14 protein-coding genes and 1 tRNA gene are annotated in these 24,516 nt (G+C 39.7%); 13 read left to right on the top strand and 2 right to left on the bottom strand.

Annotated features, from left to right (window positions below):
* Positions 1-43 precede the first annotated feature (43 nt).
* The 9 genes from N5852_RS10075 to N5852_RS10035 all read left to right on the top strand — a co-directional run bounded on the left by N5852_RS10075 (position 44) and on the right by N5852_RS10035 (position 15,839).
* Positions 44-2,164: an aq_1923 C-terminal domain gene (locus N5852_RS10075; protein WP_262097667.1), complete on the top strand. Its 2,121-nt coding sequence runs from the start codon at positions 44-46 to the stop codon at positions 2,162-2,164.
* A gap of 346 nt (positions 2,165-2,510) precedes the next feature.
* Positions 2,511-4,112 (top strand): aq_1923 C-terminal domain, encoded by a 1,602-nt coding sequence (locus N5852_RS10070; protein WP_262097666.1) that lies wholly within the window; start codon positions 2,511-2,513, stop codon positions 4,110-4,112.
* A gap of 667 nt (positions 4,113-4,779) precedes the next feature.
* Positions 4,780-6,171, top strand: coding sequence for a class II fumarate hydratase (gene fumC, locus N5852_RS10065; protein WP_262097665.1), 1,392 nt, complete (start codon positions 4,780-4,782; stop codon positions 6,169-6,171).
* Between the two features lie 186 nt (positions 6,172-6,357).
* Positions 6,358-6,434 (top strand) — tRNA-Arg (locus N5852_RS10060).
* 83 nt (positions 6,435-6,517) lie between these two features.
* On the top strand, positions 6,518-8,062 hold the full coding sequence (locus N5852_RS10055; RefSeq protein ID WP_262097664.1) for a type I restriction-modification system subunit M: 1,545 nt from the start codon (positions 6,518-6,520) through the stop codon (positions 8,060-8,062).
* Positions 8,059-9,234: a restriction endonuclease subunit S gene (locus N5852_RS10050; protein WP_262097663.1), complete on the top strand. Its 1,176-nt coding sequence runs from the start codon at positions 8,059-8,061 to the stop codon at positions 9,232-9,234. Before N5852_RS10055 ends, N5852_RS10050 begins: the two co-directional genes overlap by 4 nt.
* Before the next feature lie 133 nt (positions 9,235-9,367).
* A complete protein-coding gene (locus tag N5852_RS10045) occupies positions 9,368-12,466 on the top strand; it encodes a type I restriction endonuclease subunit R (protein WP_262097662.1) in 3,099 nt (1,032 codons plus the stop codon).
* Positions 12,467-12,861: 395 nt separating this feature from the next.
* Positions 12,862-14,169 (top strand): histidinol dehydrogenase, encoded by a 1,308-nt coding sequence (hisD, locus tag N5852_RS10040; protein ID WP_262097661.1) that lies wholly within the window; start codon positions 12,862-12,864, stop codon positions 14,167-14,169.
* A 278-nt stretch (positions 14,170-14,447) separates the two neighbouring features.
* A complete protein-coding gene (locus tag N5852_RS10035; protein WP_262097660.1) occupies positions 14,448-15,839 on the top strand; it encodes a GntP family permease in 1,392 nt (463 codons plus the stop codon).
* Positions 15,840-15,924: 85 nt separating this feature from the next.
* Here the strand turns inward: N5852_RS10035 and N5852_RS10030 are convergent, their stop codons facing one another.
* Complete coding sequence (locus N5852_RS10030) at positions 15,925-16,962, bottom strand: LacI family DNA-binding transcriptional regulator (protein ID WP_262097659.1); 1,038 nt, start codon at positions 16,960-16,962, stop codon at positions 15,925-15,927.
* 221 nt (positions 16,963-17,183) lie between these two features.
* Here N5852_RS10030 and N5852_RS10025 point away from each other — a divergent pair, with 221 nt between their 5' ends.
* The gene (locus N5852_RS10025) at positions 17,184-17,903 is read left to right on the top strand and encodes a helix-turn-helix transcriptional regulator (protein WP_262097658.1); all 720 of its coding nucleotides are present in this window, start codon (positions 17,184-17,186) and stop codon (positions 17,901-17,903) included.
* A 280-nt stretch (positions 17,904-18,183) separates the two neighbouring features.
* The gene (locus tag N5852_RS10020; protein ID WP_262097657.1) at positions 18,184-19,458 is read left to right on the top strand and encodes an NAD(P)/FAD-dependent oxidoreductase; all 1,275 of its coding nucleotides are present in this window, start codon (positions 18,184-18,186) and stop codon (positions 19,456-19,458) included.
* Positions 19,459-19,733: 275 nt separating this feature from the next.
* Here N5852_RS10020 and N5852_RS10015 read toward each other — a convergent pair whose 3' ends face one another.
* Positions 19,734-22,622, bottom strand: a complete 2,889-nt coding sequence (locus N5852_RS10015; protein ID WP_262097656.1) for a DNA translocase FtsK — start codon at positions 22,620-22,622, stop codon at positions 19,734-19,736.
* Positions 22,623-23,077: 455 nt separating this feature from the next.
* Here N5852_RS10015 and N5852_RS10010 point away from each other — a divergent pair, with 455 nt between their 5' ends.
* The gene (locus N5852_RS10010) at positions 23,078-23,587 is read left to right on the top strand and encodes a DUF1134 domain-containing protein (RefSeq protein ID WP_262099742.1); all 510 of its coding nucleotides are present in this window, start codon (positions 23,078-23,080) and stop codon (positions 23,585-23,587) included.
* A gap of 59 nt (positions 23,588-23,646) precedes the next feature.
* Positions 23,647-24,453, top strand: a complete 807-nt coding sequence (locus tag N5852_RS10005) for a hypothetical protein (protein ID WP_262097655.1) — start codon at positions 23,647-23,649, stop codon at positions 24,451-24,453.
* Positions 24,454-24,516 lie beyond the last annotated feature (63 nt).

Below are 24,516 nucleotides of genomic sequence, written 5' to 3'. Positions count from 1 at the left end.
TTTTAACGTTATTGTTTTGCGTGGTGAAATGAAGGGGAAGAAAATGCTAAGATTGCAGTATCATTTAAACGATTGTTGCCAAGGTTTCTTGTTTTTTTTCAAACAGATAGGCTTATCATTTGTAGCTTTTTTTCTAATTTTCGTTTCTTGTTCTCAATCTTCCCCTGCTGCTACACAGGTAACGCAACCAGTACTTACTTTTTTAAAGCAAAATGGCTTACATTTTGAGAATGTAGAGGAGCATGAAGAAGGCGTGATAGCCATTAAAAATGCGTATCTTCCACTTGGTCATAATACAAAAGTTAACATCGAAACATTACTGATTAAACCTAAAGAAAATGGGCGTTTTGATTTTGAAATTAGCAATATAAATTATAAGGATGGTTTTGAATTTAATCTTGATAGTTTAAGTATTTCAGATCTAAAATTTGAACATAAACCCACTCTGTCAAATAAGCGTTTCTATCTTCCATCTTTTTTAAATTCGCTGCTTAATATGGATATCAACCAAATTGATTTTAGTAAAATGTCGTTAAGATCATCTATTGGTAATACATCATATTTACTCAAATTTACTATTGATGCTGGTGCATTTGAGAGTGTGTCGCAAGGTATCGTTCAATCGCAATATTTTTGGGGATCTGCGATCGAAGTTGGCAAAAAATCAGTTGGAGGCGATAATCAGTCAATTAATTTGTCAATCGATCATATTAATTTTCGTGATTTGAATTGTTGGCAAGTATTTGATCTAATTTTTGCGCCACGTAATTATCAAGTGAATGTAGCTAAATCCATTGCCAAAAGTGTGAATATTCGTCACATAAATTATTATGATAATAGCCAGACTATTGATTTTGAAGAAGTAAATCTGTCTGGTTTATTGCTGCGTCAAAATCGTGAAACCTTTGCTGATTTGTTCAATAATCAAATTTCTGTTTTAGCGATGAGTGATGTCGAACGTGGCAAAGATGGCCAACCATTAGTTGAAGACCCTTTAGCTGATTATAAAGACATTAAATTATTGCGTAGCTATTTTTATCTTTTGGATATGGTTCAAACTGTTGATTTGGATTTTGAAGACTATGCAAAAGAGTATGAAGATGGTGCGATGGAATATCAGTTTTTAATTAAAACTGGCACTATTTCCTATCAAAATAATAAGTTAACATTCCAATTCAATCAACTTGATGATGTGTCAAGAGAATTAGAAAATCCAAGCTCAATAAGGCTTTTTAACCTACCTCTTGAATGGAAAGTGGATGAAGTTCAGGCTAAAAATATAGATTTGGCTAATTTCTATAATTTTATTGATGGCGAATTTTCGAGATTGTTGGATAAGGATGGTTTGAAGAAGAATGCTAATTTTGATTATTCAAAAGTACTTATGCAAAAAATTTGGCCGAATTTTCCGCAAATCGATAGTCTTTCGGTTCATAACCTAAATTTATACGCACCGTCAAAACATTCGAATAATTCAAATGCCGCGCTCGAGCAGGTTTTTAAGCTTAATGAATTATCTTTGAGAAATGAATATGAGACCCCTGGACCTATTCCGACCAAAATTGCATTTGTGATTGATGATTTTGTACTTCCTAAAAAGATAATCGCTCAAATGAATATGCCGCGATTTAAAAGCTCATCGTTAAATGTCAATTTGAACTTTCAGGCGGCTTGGAATAGCAATTCAAATAGCTTAAAAATTGACAATAGTTTCATCGAAAGCAAACAATTGGGACGTTTAGCAATTGGAGCGGAATTTTCGAATGTTCAAGAGCCAATATTTTCGGGCCAGCAAGGCGATATGCTTGGCAACTTAATTAATGTTATGGTTAATAAATTAGTTTTGCAATATGAAGATCGCGGCTTGAAAGATCAGAATTTTTCATTCATCGCAGGGTTGAGCTTTAGCTCATTGGATGAGTTGAAAACCAAGATTGTTGAGATCTTTGAGCAAAGGCTCAATGGACTGCAACTTGAAGACAGCAAAGTCGAAAGTTTCGTACGCGCTTATGATGCCTATATACAAAATGGTAGTGGATTAGTGCTTACGTTAGAGGAAAAAACGCCCAATAGCGTAATTATTGCAGTTTTAATCCCAGCTTTTATGGAAAATAAAACGCTATTATGGTCGCTTATGGATATTGATCTAGCATCAATTCCTTAAGCCGCAATTATGCTGCTATTGGTCTCTCGATAGTGTAAATTTCAGCTTTTTAGCTAAGTTCATTTGCTACGCCGGTTATTAATGCCATAATCTTTGTTTAAAAGGTGGTTACAGCTTGAAAATAGGTATAAAATTGTTTTAAAAGCCTTTTATTATCATAGTAAAACCATATTTTATATGGAAATGCAAAAATTAAAAATATGACGCTTCAAGGTAAAAGCGGTTATCTGGTATTTTCGCATATTCATTATTAAAAAAATGAGAGAACAGCATGGCATCCGTTGGCAATTGGCTAAAGAGATTTATAATACGTAGTTTCATCTACCTTTTTGGGATAATCATCGTCTTGGTTGTTATTGGTGGGGTTGCTTTTGTTGTTGCAAGGCCGCAAATTAATGATTTTGTGAATAAAGAAATTAATAAATATGGCATTGAGCTCGAAAGTTGGAGCATTGGTTTAACGGGTAAAGCAAATCTTCATAAAGTCCGCTTACCAATGACAAATGGCACTATTATCACCGTGCGAGAAATATCAGTGCGTCCTCCTGTTAGCAGCTTTAAAGGCGTTGCCGATCTTTATGACGTGAAGGTTGAACACGGCGGTATCAGCATGCAAATTCCGCAACTTCACGTAGATGGCATTGTTTTAAATGACAAGGATGAGACTATTAAGTCTAAAAATCTACGATTGCTCATGCAAATTGGTTTGTCGAGTATTCGTGCGAGTAATATTGAACTTGTATCAAACCTAAATGGTGCGCAAGAAACGGCAACTATAAAAGGTTTTACCCTTGATAATCTTGATAAGGGTAAAATTGCTTTTATCGGGTTTGATTCAATGCAAACTGCATCTGATTTTAAACAAGGTAATTTATCTGGCTTGCAACTGCAAAGCGGCGCGGCAAGTGCAAAAAATATCGATGTAGCCTCAGCCTATGGTTTTATGGAAAATATTCTTTCGCAAAATCAATCTATTGTTGATTTATTTGGCCCAGTTAATCTTTCAGATGTAAAGATTGACGCTGGTTTAAGCGATGGCAAGCAGTTACATGTCAGTTTAGGCGCGCTTAAATCAGAAGGATTTTCGTTGCGCAATTTAGGACAAAATCCAATCGCACAAGCAAAGGCCGCAATTGCTGTTTTAAAAAATGCAAATGCCAGCAAAGAGGAGCGCAACGATGCCACCAAAACTCTCATACAGTTGCTTGCAACCATTGCTAAAGTTAACGGCTCTTTAGAAAATCTGGTTGTTGATACTGCCGATGGCAAATTAACTGTAGGATCGTTTGAAATAACCCCAAGCAACTGGAATAATATTATTCCAGAGCAGCTTTTGATCAAGGCCGACAATGTTTTATTTGATCTTGCCGATGTGCCAAATGAAAAAATCGAGGTCTTGAAGGAGATGGGCTATAACCAATTGGATCTATCCTTTATCATGAACCTTAACTGGAATAGTGATGATAATTCGCTTAATATTGCTGAATTAGGCTTTACTGGCAAAGATATGGGGCAGATGCAGCTGTCGGGGAAATTGAAAAATATTGGTCCGGCATTCTTTGCGGGCAATTTTGATCAAATGGCGAATGTAGCAGAGGAAATTTCTCTTCAAAGTTTAAATTTAGCGGTTAGTGATTATGGGCTATTTGATAAAATTATTCAATGGGAAGCCCCTAAGGCTGGTACTACTCCATCTGATTTGCGCAACAGCATAAAAATAATTGCGGTTGAAAGTCCGCCGCTGCTTTTGAAAAATCATGAAGATGCAACAGCTATTTCAAATACCTTTGGCAATTTTGTTGATAATCCAGGCACTATTAATATTCAAATGGTAGCTAAAGCACCGGGCGGATTAAGCCTATCTGAATTTTTAATTCCGCAAACAGATACATCCGCAATTTTGAATAAATTTGATTTAAAGGTGACATCAACCGGTAAGCCCAACTGATTAGCCTTATAATTTGCAAATTTCAAAAGCGGAGTGGCGTAAAATCCCTCCGCTTTTTGCATTTTATTCCATTTACTTGTCTTAAAAGTTATTTCTAAAACACGCATTATCACTGACTATTTATTGGATTGCTTCCATGTGAGTAAATGGTAAAACAATTATATATCGTAGGATATTCCAGCTTATGTTGCAGCGGCGTTGTAGGCGTGTTTTAAAAGGCCCAAACAAAAACGGAGGACAATAATATCTGCAGATTATAACATAATTTGCAATTGGCGCATGCTCATTATTGTGAAAGTAATGGGGCTCACCGCAAAGCTAAATGAATTTTTGCATTTATCAATGCTAGCAATTTCCTACAGCTTTATTCTTTTTAAAAATACAATTAAGCTATTGGGTGTGACGTAAAGCAATAGGCATAATTTTGACCAGCTTACGCTAAAACTTACACGGTGTTGGATATGTTGCTTACTTATATTCATTGTCATTTTAACCATAAAAATGATTAAATCGATTAAAATCCATATAAACCTTCAAAAAATTGTGCAATGTCTTGCCAATGATAGCGTGTAGCAAGTACAAGAAAAATATCGCGCCTGTTTTAAGCAGTGCGTCATAAGCACTCACACCGGTTTCCCGGCCGTGTAAAATCAGAAGGATTGCAAGAATGAGCAAAACCCGTACAGAAACTGATACCTTCGGACCGATTGAAGTTCCCGGCGACCGTTATTGGGGCGCGCAGACTGAGCGTTCAATCCATAATTTTGAAATTGGTATCGAGCAGCAACCTTTGCCGCTTGTCCATGCCTTGGGGCTTGTTAAACAGGCTGCTGCCGAAGCTAATATGGTTGCTGGCAAATTATCACCTGAAATTGGCCGCGCTATCATCGCTGCTGCCGAAGAAGTGGTTGATGGCAAGTTTGATGATAATTTCCCATTGGTTGTCTGGCAGACAGGCTCAGGCACACAAAGCAATATGAATGCCAATGAGGTTATTTCAAATCGCGCTATTGAAATGCTTGGCGGCGAAATGGGTACCAAAAAGCCTGTTCATCCAAATGATCATGTCAATATGAGTCAATCTTCAAATGACTCATTCCCAACCGCAATTCATGTTGCAACTGCGATTGAAACAGTAACGCGTCTTTATCCAGCGCTTGATCATCTTATCTTGGCACTAAAAGCTAAAGAGGATGAGTTTAACGACATTATCAAAATTGGTCGTACCCATACACAAGATGCAACACCAGTCACTTTGGGGCAAGAGTTTTCAGGTTATCGCGCCAGCCTTGAACATGGCAAATTGCGCATTGAAGAAGCACTAAAAAGCGTGCTTTATCTTGCTCAAGGCGGCACTGCCGTTGGTACAGGGCTAAATGCGCCGATTGGTTTTGATAAAGAGTTTGCCGCGCAAATGACAACCATCACCGGTATTCCGTTTAAAGCTGCAAGCAATAAGTTTGAAGCCTTAGCAAGTCATGGTGCAATTACTTATTTCCATGGTAGTTTGAATGCTTTGGCAACTGATTTGTTTAAAATTGCCAATGATATTCGTTTTCTAGGTTCTGGCCCTCGTTCTGGCCTTGGTGAATTGAGCTTGCCTGAAAATGAGCCTGGTTCATCCATTATGCCGGGTAAAGTCAATCCAACCCAATGCGAAGCGCTAACAATGGTTGCATGCCAAGTCTTTGGCAATCATACAACTGTTACGGTTGCGTCATCACAAGGGCATTTTGAGCTTAATGTTTATAAGCCAGTTATTGCTTATAATGTTTTGCAATCTATTCGCTTGCTATCAGATTGTATGCGCTCCTTTGCCGATCATTGCGTTGATGGTATCGTTGCTAATCGCGCGCGTATCCAAGACTTGATGGAGCAATCCTTAATGTTGGTAACCGCATTAGCACCGGCTATCGGCTATGATGCGGCTGCAAAAATTGCAAAAACTGCTCATAAAAACGGCACTACCTTGCGTGATGAAGCACTAAAAAGCGGCCTTGTAACCGAGGAAGATTATAATCGTTTGGTTCGTCCAGAGGACATGATCCACCCTAAATAAGCACCTTGCTTATTTTATTTAATAAATTAATAAGCAGAAAGCCATTTTTAATTAGGCTTTCTGCTTTTTATTTATCATAGTAATCGCTACATTTATTAATAAAATTGGCTTTATATAAAATTGCTGGTTGAAGCCTAGGCTTTGATAGGTTAGAAAGCAAAAATTGATTTTTTAGGAATCAATTACGCACCCGTAGCTCAGCTGGATAGAGCGTTGCCCTCCGAAGGCAAAGGTCACAGATTCGAATTCTGTCGGGTGCGCCATTAAGTTTACCGCTTTTAGTGCTTTACTCCCCCTTTTATTTACGATATCTCAAATATGGTTAATTATTAAAACGGGGCTTAAAATGACATCCAGCATTCAACAGCGGGCAGAATTACATAAAAGAATTTGGCAAATTGCCAATGATGTGCGCGGCTCGGTTGATGGTTGGGACTTTAAGCAATATGTGCTTGGTGCGCTGTTTTATCGCTTTATTAGTGAAAATTTTAGCCAATATATTGAAGCAGGTGATGAAAGCGTTGATTATGCTGCCTTGCCCGATAGCGTGATAACAGATGCGATTAAAGATGATGCGGTTAAGGCAAAAGGCTATTGTATTTATCCAAGCCAATTATTTAAAAATGTTGTTGCAAATGCAAGCCAAAATGAAAATCTCAATACAGATTTGAAAAACATTTTTAACGCTATTGAAGCAAGCGCCATTGGCTATGCATCTGAAAGCGATATTAAAGGGCTATTTGCCGATTTCGACACCACCAGCAATCGCCTTGGCAATACAGTTAAGGATAAAAACTTCCGTCTTTGCGCGGTTTTAAAAGGCGTTGCCGATTTAAACTTTGGTGAATTTAACGATAACCACATTGACCTTTTTGGCGATGCCTATGAGTTTTTAATTTCCAACTATGCTGCTAATGCTGGTAAATCGGGTGGTGAGTTTTTCACCCCCCAACATGTGTCAAAGTTAATTGCACAATTGGCATTGCATGGCATGGACAAAGTCAATAAAATTTATGACCCTGCGGCAGGTTCAGGCTCGCTTTTGTTGCAAGCCAAAAAACAATTTGATGAGCATATTATTGAAGAGGGTTTTTTTGGGCAGGAAATTAACCACACCACTTATAATCTTGCCCGCATGAATATGTTTTTGCATAATATTAATTATAATAAATTTCAAATGGCTTTGGGCAACACATTGCTAGAGCCGCATTTTAAAACAGATCGCCCCTTTGATGCCATTGTTTCTAATCCACCCTATTCGGTTAAATGGATTGGTAGCGATGACCCAACTTTAATTAATGATGACCGCTTTGCCCCTGCTGGTGTTTTGCCGCCAAAATCCAAGGCAGATTTTGCCTTTGTGCTGCACGCGCTTAATTATTTGTCGGGCATTGGGCGGGCGGCAATTGTTTGCTTTCCCGGTATTTTTTATCGCGGCGGGGCAGAGCAGAAAATTCGCCAATATCTCATTGACAATAATTATGTTGAAACGGTTATTAGCCTTGCGCCCAATTTGTTTTTTGGCACAACTATAGCCGTTAATATTTTGGTGCTATCTAAACATAAATTTAATAATGACACGCAATTTATTGATGCCAGCAAATGTTTTCAAAAACAAACCAATAATAATATTTTGCGCAAAGAAGACATTGCTAAGATAATCGAGGTTTTTGCCAGCAAACAAGACATTGCCCATTTTAGCAAAAATATCCGCTATGCCGACATTGTTAAAAACAACTATAATCTTGCTGTAAGTTCCTATGTAGAAGCGGAAGATTTAAGCGAGAAGGTCGACATAACAACGCTTAACGCAGAAATTGCTGAAATCGTGCAAAAAATCAATAGCCTGCGCCATGATATTGATAGCATCATTGCGGAGATTGAAGCATGATCAAGCAATTGCTAAAAGATGTAAAGGTTGAATGGAAGCCGTTGGGGGAGGTGTTCGAGGTTTTTGCGGGTGGTGATGTACCTAAAGATGCTTTTTCAGATGTGAAGACGCAAGAATTTAATGTGCCAATATTATCAAATGGGATTGGAGGTAGATCTTTATATGGTTGGACGAATAAACCTAAAGTAAACGAACCCAGCTTGACCATATCAGCGCGAGGAACGATTGGTTGGACCAGCTATCAAACTACCCCATTTTTTCCTATTGTAAGGTTGCTCGTTTTAACACCTAAAAATTTTATTAATTTGAAATATGCATATTATTATATGAAATTAATTGAAAATGATTATAAAGTACCAAAAAGTGGGATCCCGCAATTAACTAAACCCATGATTAGTAATATTCCAATTCCTATTCCGCCACTTGAAATACAAAAAGAAATTGTGCGGATTTTAGATGCTTTTACCGCGCTTACCCAAGAGCTTACCCAAGAGCTTACCCAAGAGCTTACCGCCCGCAAAAAACAATACAACTATTATCGCGATAATTTATTGAGTTTTCAACAAGGTGACGTCGAATGGAAAACCTTGGGGGAGATTGGTGAATTTATCCGTGGTAACGGATTAAGTAAAAAAGACTTTGTTGAAAATGGATTTCCAGCTATTCATTATGGTCAAATATATACTAAGTATGGTTTGTTTGCGGATAAAACTTTTTCGTTTGTAACTGATAAACTAGCGCAAAAGTTGCGAATTGCGGATAATAATGATCTTCTAATAGCAACGACATCTGAAAATGATGAAGATGTTTTAAAGTGCGTTGGTTGGCTAGGAGAAAAAACTGCAATTTCAGGTGATATGCTATTTTTTAGGCATAAACAAAATGTTAAATATTTAGCTTATTGTTTTCAAACGGAAATCTTTCAACAAGAAAAGCGTAAGTATATTACGGGTACTAAAGTACGTCGTGTTTCACGAGATAGTCTAGAAAAATTAACAGTCCCCATTCCGCCGCTTGCTGAACAAGAGCGGATTGTTGCGATTTTAGATAAATTTGATGCTTTGACCACATCCATCAGTGATGGTTTGCCGCGCGAAATTGCCTTGCGGCAAAAGCAATATGAATATTACCGCGATTTATTGTTAAACTTTCCAAAACCTGATGCTGCTTGATAAACGCATTTCGATCTGATTGGATCAGGTCGGCACTCTAATCCATTGTTTAAATAGCGTTTTTGTTTAAAAACCGCTTCACACTTTTTGGAAAAACGCTCTAAACCAGTGCTTAAAATTTCTAGGGGGAATTATGACCACGCAAACAACGCCCATTGCTGAAACCAATCGTTTTATTGTTTTGGATAAATATGAGCCGCTGGAAGAAGCAAATTCTTCTTACCAAAGCGAATATGATTTAGAAAATGAGTTGCTGGCAGATTTAGCGAAGTTGGGGTTTGAGGTGTTGCCAAAACAGACTAGTCAGAGCCTTTATGCCAATTTGCGCGTGCAGATTGAGCGGCTAAATGCCGTGCGTTTTTTGGATGTTGAGTGGCAGCGCTTTTTGCTAGAATTTTTGGATAAGCCGTCTGAAAATATGGTTGATAAAGCGCGTAAAATTCATGATAGCCCCGTGCATGATTTTACTTTTGATGATGGGCGGCTGCAAAATATCCATCTGCTGGATAAAAAGACAATTAGCAATAATCATTTACAAGTTATGCGCCAGTTTGAGCAGCATGGCAGTTATAAAAATATCTATGATGTCACCATTCTCGTCAATGGTTTGCCGCTTGTCCATGTTGAGCTTAAACGGCGCGGCGTTGCCATTCGTGAAGCCTTTAACCAAATTCACCGCTATAGTAAGGAAAGTTTAAATAGCGATGGCTCTTTGTTTAAATATATCCAGCTTTTTGTCATTTCCAATGGCACCGATACGCGTTTTTTTGCCAATAGCCTTGATCGCAATAAAAATAGTTTTGAATTTACGATGAATTGGGCGCAAGCTAATAATGAGCTGATTAAAGATTTAAAAGATTTTACCAATACATTTTTTCAAAAAAATACCTTGCTTAATGTTTTGCTGCATTACTCTGTTTTGGATATAAGCAATAATTTGCTGGTTATGCGCCCCTATCAAATTGCTGCGACGGAGCGTATTTTATGGAAGATTGAAAGCGCCTATCATGCAAAAAACTGGAGCAATCTTGAAGCAGGTGGCTTTATTTGGCACACCACGGGATCTGGCAAAACCCTCACCAGTTTTAAAGCTGCACGCCTTGCCACCGAGCTTCCCTTTATTGATAAGGTGTTTTTTGTTGTAGATCGCAAAGATCTCGACTATCAAACCATGAAGGAATATCAAAAATTTTCGCCCGATAGTGTTAATGGTTCAGATAGTACGGCAGGGTTAAAGCGTAATATTTTAAGCAGTGACAATAAAATTATCGTCACCACCATTCAAAAGCTTAATAATTTGATGAAAAGTGAGGACGATCTTGCCATTTATGACAGCCAAGTGGTGTTTATTTTTGACGAGGCGCACCGTTCGCAATTTGGTGAGGCGCAAAAAAACTTAAAGAAAAAATTTAAAAAATATTATCAATTTGGCTTTACCGGCACGCCGATTTTTCCAGAAAATTCCTTAGGGGCAGAAACCACCGCAAGCGTTTTTGGTAAGGAATTACATGCCTATGTCATTACTGATGCAATCCGTGATGAAAAGGTTTTAAAATTCAAGGTTGATTATAATGATGTGCGCCCACAATTTGCGAGCCTTGAAAAAGAAACCGACGAGCAAAAACTATCTGCCGCTGAAAATAAGCAAGCCTTGCTGCACCCTGCGCGTATTGCCGAAATTAGCCAATATGTGCTTGATCATTTCAAGCAAAAGACCCACCGCTTAAATCCAACTGGCAAGGGCTTTAATGCCATGTTTGCGGTAAGCAGTGTTGATGCGGCAAAAGCCTATTATGAATGTTTGCAAAATTTGCAAAAAGACAGTGCTAAGCCATTAAAAATTGCCACTATTTTTTCCTTTGCTGCCAATGAGGAGCAAAATGCCATTGGCGATATTATAGACGAAAATTTTGAGCCAACGGCAATGGATTTAAGCGCTAAGGAATTTTTGGCAAGTGCAGTCAAAGATTATAATGCGATGTTTAACTCTAAATTTGGGTTGGATAGTAAGGAATTTCAAAATTACTATCGCGATTTAGCCAAAAGGGTTAAAAACCAAGACATAGATTTAGTCATTGTTGTTGGTATGTTTTTAACTGGTTTTGATGCGCCAAGTCTTAACACTTTATTTGTTGATAAAAATTTGCGTTTTCATGGTTTGATTCAAGCTTTTTCACGCACCAACCGCATTTTAGATGCCACCAAAACCTTTGGCAATATTGTTACCTTTCGCGATTTAGAACAAAATACGATTGATGCAATTACCTTGTTTGGCAATAAAAAAACGCGCGATGTTGTGTTAGAAAAAAGCTTCGAGGCTTATTTAAATGGCTTTACCGATGAGGTGACGGGCAGGGTACAGCGCGGTTATATTGAAATTGTCAACGAGTTGCAGCAGCGTTTTGCTAACCCACAAGCGATTGAAACTGAAAAAGACAAGCGCGATTTTGCCAAATTATTTGGCGAATATTTGCGTATTGAAAATATTTTGCAAAATTATGACGAGTTTGCCGCCGTGCAAGCCTTGCAAAATATCGATAAAGATGATGCCGCGGCGTTAGAAGAATTTATGCAAAAATATCATGTCAGCGATGATGATGTGTCAAAGTTGCAAACCATTCCTGTGGTGCCAGTTAAAAAGGCGCAGGATTATCGCTCAACCTATAATGATATTCGCGATTGGATAAGGAAAGAGCAGGCAGGTAAAGAAAAAGACGAATCCAGCCTTGATTGGGGTGATGTAGTTTTTGAAGTGGATTTGCTTAAAAGCCAAGAAATCAACCTTGATTATATTTTGAAAATTATTTTCGATCATAACAAGCAGGTAAAGGATAAGGCTGCCTTGGTGGAAGAAGTGCGCCGCATGCTCCGCGCCAGCTTTGATAACCGCGCCAAGGAAGATTTGGTGGTGGAGTTTATCAATCAAGTTGATTTAGACAAAGTTGGCGATAAAGACAGCATGATTGAAGCATTTTATGATTTTGCGCGCGCCGAGCAAAAGCGCGAGGTTGAAGCTTTGATTTTGCAAGAAAATATTAAAGAAGTAGAAGCCAAAAACTATATTTCCACATCCTTAAAACGCAATTATGCCAGTGACGAAGGCACCGAACTTAATGATATGATGCAAAAAATGAGCCCACTTAACCCAAACTATATGGAAAAAAAGCAAGGCTTATTTCAAAAAATCTCGGCTTTTGTTGATAAATTTAAAGGCGTTGGTGGTAGTTTGTAAATGTAGCGATTTCATATTGGGATCAATTTTTCTATCATTTTATTCTTTTAAAGAAAGCATTGTGTTTATTACACAATGCTTTTTTTGTTGGCGTTGCCAATTTTTCGATGTCGCATTGCAAGGATCGTTTCGTTGTCCCAATGTTAAAATTACAAAAAAATTTGTTTTGTTAAATAGCATATTGCCAATTTAAAAAATTGTATTATGGTTTGCATGCGTATGCAAAATGGGTTAAGACGCATTTATTACTTACTTATTCATTCATCATAAAGAGATAATGATTGCATTATGGGAGTATGGGGAAGTTTTGCTTAAGTCTTAAAGCCAGCATATTTATGATTTTGTCACTAACCAGCTTTAATGGTTAGTACTGAGATAAAAGTGAGGAGAAACAAATGGCTGAGTGGTTAAAACAAGGTGCTGATGCAGATGCAATTCGCGTTAACGATAGACAGGTGCGCGATACGGTTGAGGAGATTTTAGGCGATATTGAAAAGCGCGGTGATGATGCAATTCGGGATTTGTCGTTTAAATTTGATAAATTGCAGCGCGATGATTTTCGCCTTAGCAGTCGTGAAATACAAGATTGTATGGATCAATTAAGTGATAGAGACTTACAAGATATTGCGTTTGCCCAAACACAGGTACGTAATTTTGCTAAAAAACAAAGAGAAACCATAACCGATCTTGAAGTTGAAACACTGCCAGGCGTTGTGCTTGGCCACAAAAATATTCCTGTATCAGCAGCTGGGTGTTATGTACCAGGTGGTAAATATCCGCTTTTGGCATCTGCCCATATGTCGGTTATAACCGCAAAAGTCGCAGGTGTCGAACGTGTCATCACTTGTGCGCCACCATTTGAAGGCAAGCCAGCACCCGCAATTGTTGCTGCTCAACATATGGGCGGCGCCGATGAAATCTATTGTCTTGGTGGTATCCAAGCGGTTGGTGCAATGGCACTTGGTACAGCATCAATTGCACCTGTTGACATGCTTATCGGCCCGGGTAATGCTTTTGTGGCCGAAGCAAAACGACAACTATTCGGTCGTGTCGGTATCGACCTATTTGCAGGGCCAACGGAAACGCTGGTTATTGCTGATGATACTGTTGATGGAGAATTATGTGCAACTGATTTGCTTGGTCAGGCAGAGCATGGGCCAGACTCGCCAGCAATTTTGTTAACAACATCAGAGAAGCTTGCTCGTGATACGATGCAAGAAATTGAGCGTCTTCTTGAGATTTTACCGACGCGCGATATTGCTAGACGGTCTTGGGCAACCTTTGGTCAAGTTATCCTTGCAGATTCTGATGAGGAAATGGTCAAAATTGCCGATGAGATTGCTTCAGAGCATGTGCAGGTTATGACCCGTGATCCTGATTATTTTTTAAACCACATGCGTAATTATGGCGCTTTATTTCTTGGTGCTAGAACAAATGTTGCTTATGGCGATAAGGTTATTGGCACCAATCACACATTGCCAACCAAAAAGGCTGCCCGTTACACAGGGGGGCTATGGGTTGGCAAATTTCTTAAAACTTGTACCTATCAAAAAGTCTTAACTGATGAAGCGTCGGCCTTGCTTGGTGAATATTGTTCGCGGTTATGTGCGCTTGAACATTTTGCTGGCCATGGTGAGCAGGCCAATGTAAGGGTGCGCCGCTACGGCAAAAAGAACATTCCTTATGCCGGTATTGCTGAATAGGCTGCAAAAGCAGGGTAAATATCTATTTATCCTGCTTTTTTACAATAGGTAGTTTTACGACACCAAAGCTAAAGCCATAATTGTTGAAATGTAAATGCTATATTGATTGTGCTTTTTTTGTATTATACCACAAATGTGATTAAGTAAAAAACGACTTTGTGATAAATAATCGATAAGTACAAATTGTGATTTTACCATTTTGAGGACACCGATAGGATCGTGAAGATCTAGATTGGATGAAGTGGGTAGAATTATAAGTTTCGTGTGGAGGAGTTTAAATGAGTATTTTAATAGCTATAGCGGCATTAGCTTTGCTAATGTTTGCCGCTTATAGAGGTTACAGCGTTATTATTTTTGCACCATTGGCCGCTCTTGGTGCCGTTTTGCTAACCGATCCTAGCGCTGTTGCACCTGCATTTTCCGGCCTTTTTATGGATAAAATGGTTGGCTTTATTAAAAATTATTTTGCCGTATTTATGCTGGGCGCTATTTTTGGTAAGCTTGTCGAACTATCGGGTTTTTCACGCGCAATTGTCGAGGCGGTTATAAAAATAATCGGTCAGGAGCGGGCAATTCTTGTAATTGTTGTTGTCTGTGCCCTATTGACCTATGGTGGCGTTTCGCTTTTTGTGGTCGTATTTGCAGTTTATCCGTTTGCTGCAGAAATGTTTAGACAGGGCAATATTCCAAAACGTCTTATGCCAGCGACTATTGCATTAGGTTCTTTTACCTTTACCATGGATGCAATGCCCGGCACGCCGCAAATCCAAAATATTATACCAACAACATTTTTCAACACTACATCTTGGGCCGCGCCAATATTGGGTATTATCGGTTCGTTGTTTATTTTTGGTTTTGCTATGCTTTATTTGGAGATGGCAAGAAAAAAGGCTCAGCGTAACGGTGAAGGCTATGGTACAAATTTACGTAATGAGCCTGAAACGCCACAAGACTTAAAGCTTCCCCATCCACTACTTGCTTTGGCGCCCCTTGTTATTGTTGGCGTTGTAAATCTTTTGCTTACACGTTTTATACCCGATTGGTATGCTGCAATTTATCAGTTGGAAATGCCGGGCATGGATCAAGCTATATCGGTGGAAACAAAAAAATTGGTTGCTATTTGGGCCGTTTTGGGTGCCTTGATGAGTGGTATTGTATTTATTCTTATTGCTAGCTTCAATACTGTTCGTCACAAGTTAGCCGAAGGCAGCCGTAATGCTGTTTCAGGCTCAATGCTTGCCACAATGAATACCGCATCGGAATATGGATTTGGTGCGATTATTGCCGCTCTTCCTGGTTTTGTTATGATTGCAGAAGGGCTAAAATCTATCCCCAATCCGCTTATCAATCAGGCCGTAACGATCAATCTTTTAGCTGGTATTACGGGGTCTTCTTCTGGCGGTATGAGCATTGCCTTAGCCGCAATGTCGGAACAATTTATCAATGCAGCTAATGCCGCTCATATTCCTCTTGAAGTTCTTCACCGTGTTGCATCAATGGCCGCAGGTGGTATGGATACACTCCCTCATAATGGTGCTGTTATCACGCTTCTAGCAGTTACTGGGTTAACCCATAGAGAGGCCTATAAGAATATTTTTGTCATGACGGTTATTAAGGTTGTTGCATCCTTCTTCATCATTGGTGTTTATTATTCAACTGGCCTTGTATAAAATAGGCGTAAAGTTAGGGCGTGCCAGTGACTGAAGTCTGACTAGGCGCGCTCTCTACCTTTTGGCCATTTATTTTTTTAGCTCATCAGGGCTTTGGTATGCGTGCTGAATTGCGAATTATTAATTCCCCACCAATGATATCATTGATAGTTTCAGTCATATTATTATTTAACTGATCTAGAATAATATCTATTGCGCGTTTCGCCATGCTCATCGCTGGTTGCTGATAGGTTGTAAGGCGATATTGCGGCCAATCGGCTATTCGCATATCATCAAAGCCTATGATAGAAACATCGCTTCCAGGGATAAGAGAAAATTCGTATTTTGCAACGCTTAAAGTTGCAATAGCCATATGATCATTGGCACAAAAAATTGCGTCCGGCCTATCCTGCATGGAAAAAAAACGCCGTGCAGCATGTTTTGCCTCTTCAAAATTATAATTTGCAGCAATTCGCGCATGTAGTTTGATGCCACTTTGCTTTAAACGTTCTGTAAAAGCTGTTTCTCGTTGCTTATTGGTTGATGCGGTTTCAAGGCCTGCCATATAGGCAATTTTTTTATGGTCGCCAGCAATTAAAAATTCAGCAATTAAACGAGCTCCGGTTTCGTTATCCCCTGTTACGCTAGAAACATGGCTACGTTCTGAACGCCGGTTTAACTGAACAACAGGTAAGCCGATGCTGCTACATTCATCGGCAAAAGTGGAAGAAAGGTTAGAGGAAACGAGAATAATGGCATCAACCCGATGATTTAACACCTCATCAATAAGAGGATCTGACGATGCACCTTGGCGAAAAGGAAAAAGCAATATGCGATAACCTTTTTCAGCTAAATTATCGGATAGCGTCTCTAAAATTGTTGTATAAAATGGATTTTCAAGGCTAGGAATAATAACTCCAATAACCTTGGATTGGCGCGTAATGAGGGAGCGGGCGACAAGATTTGGCCTATATCCAAGCTGCCTTGCGGCATCCATAACTCTTTCACGCGTTTGAGGCGAAATACTAGCGCCTTTCGTATAACACCTTGATACTGCGGATTGGGAAACATTTGCAAGGCGCGCAACATCATTGGCAGTTGGCTGCCTAGATATAAATGGCGTTTTTTTGCTTTTTTCGTTCACCAAGTGATCCTTTTTGTATTAATCTTAGAATTGCCAAGATATCGAATAGACATTTGGGCTGCAACAATGCATCAAAAGAAATCTATTAATTATGAACCATAATTGATATTTCAGTATATATTTTTGCCTTTGAGAGTTTTAAGCTAAGTTAATTGGCCAAGCCATAAAAATATATGTTTTTCTAGCTATAGTGTACAAAGTTTGCTTATTATTGTGTTAATATGACTAAATCAGAACGACTACTTGCCTTATTGGACCTCTTGCGTAGTTATCGCTACCCAGTGACTGGTGCGGTTCTTGCCAAGGAATTAAAGGTAAGTTTGCGCACGCTCTACCGCGATATTGCAAGTTTACAAGCGCAAGGTGCAACAATTGAGGGTGAGGCTGGGCTGGGTTTTGTTTTGCGTCCTGGTTTTCATGTGCCACCATTAATGTTTAGCCATGATGAATTGGAAGCGCTGGTGCTAGGATCACGCTTGGTTGCAAGTTTGGGGGAGGGGGCATTATCGCAAGATGCGCGCTCTGCTATGGCAAAAATTGCAGCTTGTTTGCCTAAAGCTTTAGCAGATTCAATGCAAGCGGTCGCGTTGCATGTGCCACCTGATACGCGTTTTATCGGCCAGGCTGAAACAACGCAAATCGTTACATTATTGCGTAAAACTATTCGTGAACGGAAAAAACTAGCGATTACTTATTGCGATGCTCAGGGTAAATTTAGCAAACGGGTTATTTGGGCTTTTGGATTAGCCTTTTTTGCCCAAAGCCGTATTATCTTAGCCCATTGCGAAGAGCGTGATGATTTTCGCCATTTTAGAACAGATCGAATTTTAAGTTGTAATCCCTTGCAAGAAAATTATCCTCAAAGCCGCAATAAACTCTTGCGAGACTGGTCAGAAATGATGAAAGAAAGCTGTCAAGATTTTAAGCTGGAGCATTTTTAAAAAAGTGAATCACCCTTTATTAAAATTCCTATGCAGAACTAAGCCAGATTTTATAAGCTTGAATCCCATGCTAAATATAAGACTATTTATAGTGCTTCAAAACAAACGCAAATTTTGATTGAAAACCATTTATTTTTCAATATGATTTGATTGAAATCAAAAAATAATGATTTTAATTTTCCATTGTTTGCTAATATATCTCAATTAAATTTAAAGATACAAGATAGCTAATAATTTTTATAATAGCGATTTTGTAATGGCCTTTTTCAAGGAGTGAGAAATGAGCGATCATCGTGTGGTTATTGTTGGTGGTGGTTTTGCAGGTCTTTCTGCTGCCAAGGCAATAAAAAGCCCAAATACTGTGATTACCATGATTGACCAACGTAACCACCATCTTTTTCAACCGCTGCTCTATCAGGTGGCTACTACCATTCTTGCAACGTCGGAAATTGCGTGGCCTATTCGCCATTTATTACGCAAGCGTAAAGATATTACCACTTATCTTGGTAAGGTAACGGCAATTGATAAGGAGACTCGGCAAGTTAGCCTATCTGATGGTCAGCAATTACCTTATGATACACTTATTTTAGCAACTGGGGCGCGGCATGCCTATTTTGGCAAAGATCAATGGGAAGATATTGCACCCGGTCTTAAGGATCTTGAAGACGCAACAACTATAAGACGGCGCATGTTGGTAGCTTTTGAAAAAGCAGAAATGGAAAAAGATCCTAAAGTGCGTGAAGCGCTGCTTACATTTATTATTATTGGCGGCGGTGCAACAGGTGTCGAGCTTGCGGGTATCATTGCTGAACTTGCTCATAAAACTTTGCCAAAAGAATTTCGCAATATTGACACAACTAAGGCAAAAGTGCTGCTCGTTGAAGCAGGAAGTCGGGTTTTACCAGTCTTTCCTGAAGAATTATCTGAATATGCCAAGAAAACCTTGGAAAAAATGGGCGTCGATGTGCGCACAGGCAAGCCAGTCACTGAGTGTCATGAAAATGGTGTCGCGATTGGTGAGGAAGCTATTCCTGCACGCACGATCATTTGGGCGGCAGGGGTTAAAGCATCAGATGCTGCCGATTGGATTAATACGTCAAAGGATCGGGCGGGTCGCGCTTTTGTTAACGATGATCTTTCCGTGGAAAACCATCCAGAAATATTCATCATTGGCGATACCGCTTCGGTTAAGCAAACAAATGGTAATCCAGTACCCGGTATTGCGCCAGCCGCCAAGCAACAGGGCGAATATGTTGCAAAGGTTATTAATCATCGCCGTAAAAATTTGGCGCCGCCGCCCGCTTTTAACTATCGCCACCTTGGCAACCTTGCAACTATTGGCCGCAATTCTGCGGTGATTGATTTTGGTAAAATTCGCCTTACCGGTTTTCTTGCATGGTGGATTTGGGGAGTTGCACATATTTATTTTTTGATTGGTGCGCAAAGTCGGCTTGCCGTTGCATTAAATTGGTTGTGGCTTTCTATTTCTGGCCGCCGTTCTGCCCGCCTTATTACTCAGCGCGAAACACGCCGTACTGACGAGCAGAAAATGTGAGTTTGAAAATATATTGGGACAGGCGATGATTGGTTAATCTAGTACGGTCCCTTTGTTTATGCAAAACTTAGCTGCATAAAATGTGGCATGTCGATAGCGTGATATTTCAATTTGTGGTTATTTTTAATGTCGCGTCCATCTTTAGATTTTATGCAATGGCCTATGACTTGCGCATTTGGTACTTTACCAACGAAATTACAGTTTAATTAAATAGCTATATAAAATAAAAGGCGGGGTATGAACCCCGCCTTTTTTAATTAAAAATCATTTTAATCTTAATGATTATTGATTAAAATTTCACGCTTGCCAACATGGTTTGCCGCGCCAACAAGGCCTTCTTTTTCCATGCGCTCAACAAGGCTAGCTGCCTTATTATAACCAATGCCAAGACGGCGTTGAATATAAGAGGTGGAGCATTTTTTGTCACGCATCACCACTTTTACACCTTGGACGTATAGTTCTTCCGCATCATCACCAGCATTAGCAACGAGTTCTGCGATATTGTCGCTATCATCTTCTGGTTCATCTTCTTCACTGTCGGTAACCGTTGCAAGATAGTCCGGCGTACCTTGGGTTTTAAGATGCGATACAATATGTTCAACTTCGCTATCTGAAACAAATGCGCCATGAACACGCACGATGCGGCCACCGCCAGCCATATGTAGCATATCACCTTGGCCAAGAAGCGTTTCTGCGCCTTGCTCGCCCAAAATAGTGCGGCTATCGATTTTTGATGTCACTTGGAACGAAATACGGGTTGGGAAATTTGCCTTGATTGTACCAGTAATAACATCAACAGATGGACGCTGTGTTGCCATAATCAAGTGGATACCAGCGGCGCGTGCCATTTGGGCAAGACGTTGGATAGCCCCTTCAATTTCTTTGCCAGCAACCATCATCAAGTCGGCCATTTCGTCAACAATAATGACGATGTAAGGCAATGGATTAAGATCCATAGCTTCTTCATTGTAGAGTAGCTCGCCAGTTTCTTTATCAAAGCCTGCTTGTACTGTGCACATAATGGTTTCACCATTTTTAAGGGCTTCAGTCACACGCTCATTAAAACCATCTATGTTACGAACGCCTAATTTTGCCATCTTGCGATAACGATCTTCCATTTCACGTACGGCCCATTTAAGTGCGGTAACAGCTTTTTTGGGGTCTGTTACAACAGGGGTAAGCAAATGCGGAATACCATCATAAATGGAAAGTTCAAGCATTTTAGGATCAACCATGATCAAACGGCATTGATCTGGGGTTAGATGATATAAAAGCGATAGGATCATCGTGTTAATGGCAACAGATTTACCCGAACCAGTGGTGCCGGCAACCAAAAGATGCGGCATTTTTGCAAGTTCTGCAATGACCGGTTCACCACCAATATTTTTACCCAGCGCTAAAGCAAGTTTAAACTCTGATGTTTCAAAAGCTTTTGACTGCACGATTTCGCGTAAGAATACCGTTTCGCGCACAGTATTTGGCAATTCAATACCAATGACATTGCGGCCTGGTATAACAGCAACACGAGCAGATACAGCTGACATTGAACGAGCAATATCATCAGCAAGACCAATAACGCGTGAGGATTTGACGCCAGGGGCTGGTTCAAATTCATAAAGTGTGACGACAGGGCCTGGGCGGACATGAATAATTTCACCCTTAATGCCGAAATCTTCCAAAACGCTTTCTAAAAGTCCAGCGCTACGCTCTAAAGTTTCTTGTGAGATAACTGCACCATCTTTGTAAACAGGTGGCTGCAACAAATCAACGGATGGGAATGTGTAATCATGACCGGTTGCCTGCTTCGTTATCCGCAAGCCCGATTGTAGGTCGGTAACGTGTCGCGGTGTAATCGCCACACTCTTAGTTGGAATGTGGTCTGGCTCATCGGCCTTTACATCATCTTCGATGGTTTCAACTTCAACCATATTGGTTGCGTTTTCAATATTCCCATTTTCATTGCTTTGCGCTTCCATGTCGATAATGTCGTCATCTGCGGTTAAAGCCTGTTCAGCAAAGGCTGCGTCAGAAAGGGGATTTTCAACAACAATATGATCTGTTACCTTTTCGTGTTTCTCGATGCCCTCAGCCTTTTCGATGCAATCCATTGCATCGAAATCCATATTATTATCATTGGCACTATCAAATGCATGAGAAGACTGAAGAGCTGCAGCTTCGGATGATGCAACTTCTAAAATGTCAGATGCTGGCACATCAATAATAGCTGCATCTTCATTTACAGTTTCGCTTTCAACTTTTGTGTCGTCAACTACATCTTCGTTAAATTCGTCTGCTGCAATTGCGAGTTGAGATTCAGCTTCAATATTTGCGACAGCGGCTTCTTGATTGCCAGATACATGAATGGCGTCTTCGTTCGTCTGCTCAACAGCTTCCATTCGGCCAGATTTTGAAAATTTACATTCAAGTACACGGAAAAGCTCGGTAATGGATGGTTGTGGCGCTTGCGGCTCGCTTTCAAGCTCAATCTCCATCTCAGTAGCTGTATCATTTTGTTTATTGCTCGGTGTAATGTCAAATGGGCCAAATTCAAAAAACGCAAAATCAGAAATAGCGATTGGTGCAGGCTTTACTGCTTCAGTTAATGCCTTTTCCACTTGAATATCAGAGGTAACTGGTGTTGTGGTTTCAAGTTCTGCCGGTGTTTCAATGGTAGTTAATTTATTTGCAAGCATGGTATCACTTTCCGGCCGTTCGATTTGCATTGATTGATTAACAAGTGGTGATGTGGCTTCAACTTGTGGTGTTGCTTCAAAGGTTATTATGTCCTTTGCAGTCTCTAAAATTGGGCTAATATCGGTAATGTCGCCAGTAGCAGATGGAGCATCAATTGGCTGTTCACTTACAATCATTCCATCGCTGCCAATTATAGTCGGCTTTTTTTGCTGGCGTTCATAAATAGCCTGCAATTGCTCAGCATAGGCTGGGTCGCTTTCAGCCTTTTTGCGAATAATTTCAATATCAGGCGTGCGTGTAAAGCGCACATTTTCAGTTAAAGCAAAGGCTTGCCGCCATATGGGCGGATAGTCTGCCAGTGATTCTAGCAAGAGTGGTTTTGAAATAGGATTTCCATCCGGCTTTTTAGCCGGATCTGTCTTAATTGTTTGTTTGTAACTATCAAAAGTAAAAGATTTTATATTACGCATAACACTCAAATACACCATGTTTCAGCCAGAATCGTCAGGCCTAATAAACTCATCGATTTTGGTTGATTGCCAACAATCATCACAGATGCACTGTAATGGGCGAAAGTTAATAAGTTTTTGCCAGATTGATTTTCATTGGCACTTTCCTACAAGAAAAGTGCATTGTGGTTTTTTGCCAACAGGTGTTTTGGATAGAAAATTTAATTTTTTAATTTATATCCAGTTGAATAAAAATTAAATTCTTAAGGATTTAAATATTTTTCAGCGTTAATATCGGCAAAATATTAATCATATACATCTTGATACAAGGTGAATGACAGCAAAGGAAAGTTTCGATGTTCCATGCCATTTTATCCTTTTTTTCTAGACAAAAGGACTTTTTGCACTTGCAGATTTTAAATCCTATTGCCGCAATACTTGTATTTTTTTCATTTGTCGGTATTGCAACACCAACAATGGCGCAAAATCGCAATAATAGCAGTGAGCATTATACCGCGCAGGAAATTATTGATTCAGGCCATCGTTTTTTTGGTGATACATCGGGTGGACTTGCTACCGCAGTTCAAAATATTTTTTCACGCTATGGTTTGCCCAATGGTTATATTCAAGGTGAAGAAGGCTCAGGGGCGTTTATTGGCGGCTTAACCTATGGCGAGGGCGCACTTTATACAAAAAATGCTGGTGATTATCGCATGTTTTGGCAAGGCCCATCTATTGGGCTTGATTATGGCGGCCAAGGTTCACGTGTTATGATGCTGGTTTATAATCTTGATAATGTGAGAAATATTTGGGGGCGCTATGGCGGGGTTTCTGGTTCAGCCTATTTAGTTGCTGGCGTTGGTTTTAATGTTTTAAAGCGTAAGCAAGTGCTTTTGGTGCCAATTCATACAGGCCTTGGCGCACGGCTTGGCATTAATATTGGCTATCTAAAATTAACTCCAAAGCCAACTTGGAATCCATTTTAAAGCAGACTAGTAATATTAACGAAGCTAAGTTTTGGTTTTAAATGAATGAGTAGTTTTTTATGATTTGGGTTCAATCCATTCTGTTTTTCATCTTGGGTAGTGCTGTCACCGGCTTTTTGGTGATGCTTGTTTTTCCGCTAATTTGGCGGCGAGCACTTTTTCTTGCGAATAAAGCTGTACGGATGGAAGTTCCTATTTCCTTAAATGAAGTTGAAGTGGAACGTGATTTTTTGCGCGCAGAACACGCAACAGAAGTTGCACGTTTGGAAGAGCTGCTTAAAATGGCTGATGATCGTTATGCCAAAGCTCTACTGGATATTAGTAAAGTGCGTGAACGTAATTATTACCTTTTGCCCTTTGAGCAAACCACAAAAGAACTATCGTCGTCAAATAAACAAATTGGCAGTGAAATAATTACTTTGAAGCAAGAATTGAATGCCGCGAAATCCATACAGCGTCAAAAAAATCAAATAGAAAACAAGCTTGCTGAGGTTGAAGAAAAATATCAACAAGCTTTGGCATTGATTAAAGACTTGCGCGGCAATTTACTGGCTAATAATGAAACAGATGTTTTAGACCTAAATCTGCGTGATGGTGGAGATCGGCATGAAGCCGATAACGAGTCGGAAAATGAAATATCTCGTCTTTATGACAATAATTTACACTTGCAGGCAGCGCATCAACAGGCCGTTGATGTCTTGCGTGGGCAAATTAAAATTATGGCTGCAATGTTGGTGGCAAATGTAGCGGTTGAGGAAGGTGATAAATCACCCATTCTTGAATTTATCGCGAAGGCTGAAGATCCAGATAGTCTTGCTGGTTTGATTAAGACGAATGTGACAAGCATTTCCAGCAAAACGGCTTAGGCTGTTTTGCGTTGTGACAATGCGCACAAAAAACATTATTTCCAGCAAAACGGCTTAGGCCGT

The organism is Bartonella sp. HY328, from assembly GCF_025449335.1.
In the GTDB taxonomy this organism is placed as follows: Bacteria; Pseudomonadota; Alphaproteobacteria; order Rhizobiales; family Rhizobiaceae; genus HY038.
Note: the sequence above shows the minus strand (reverse complement) of the source record. Positions and strands in the feature narration are given on the sequence as shown.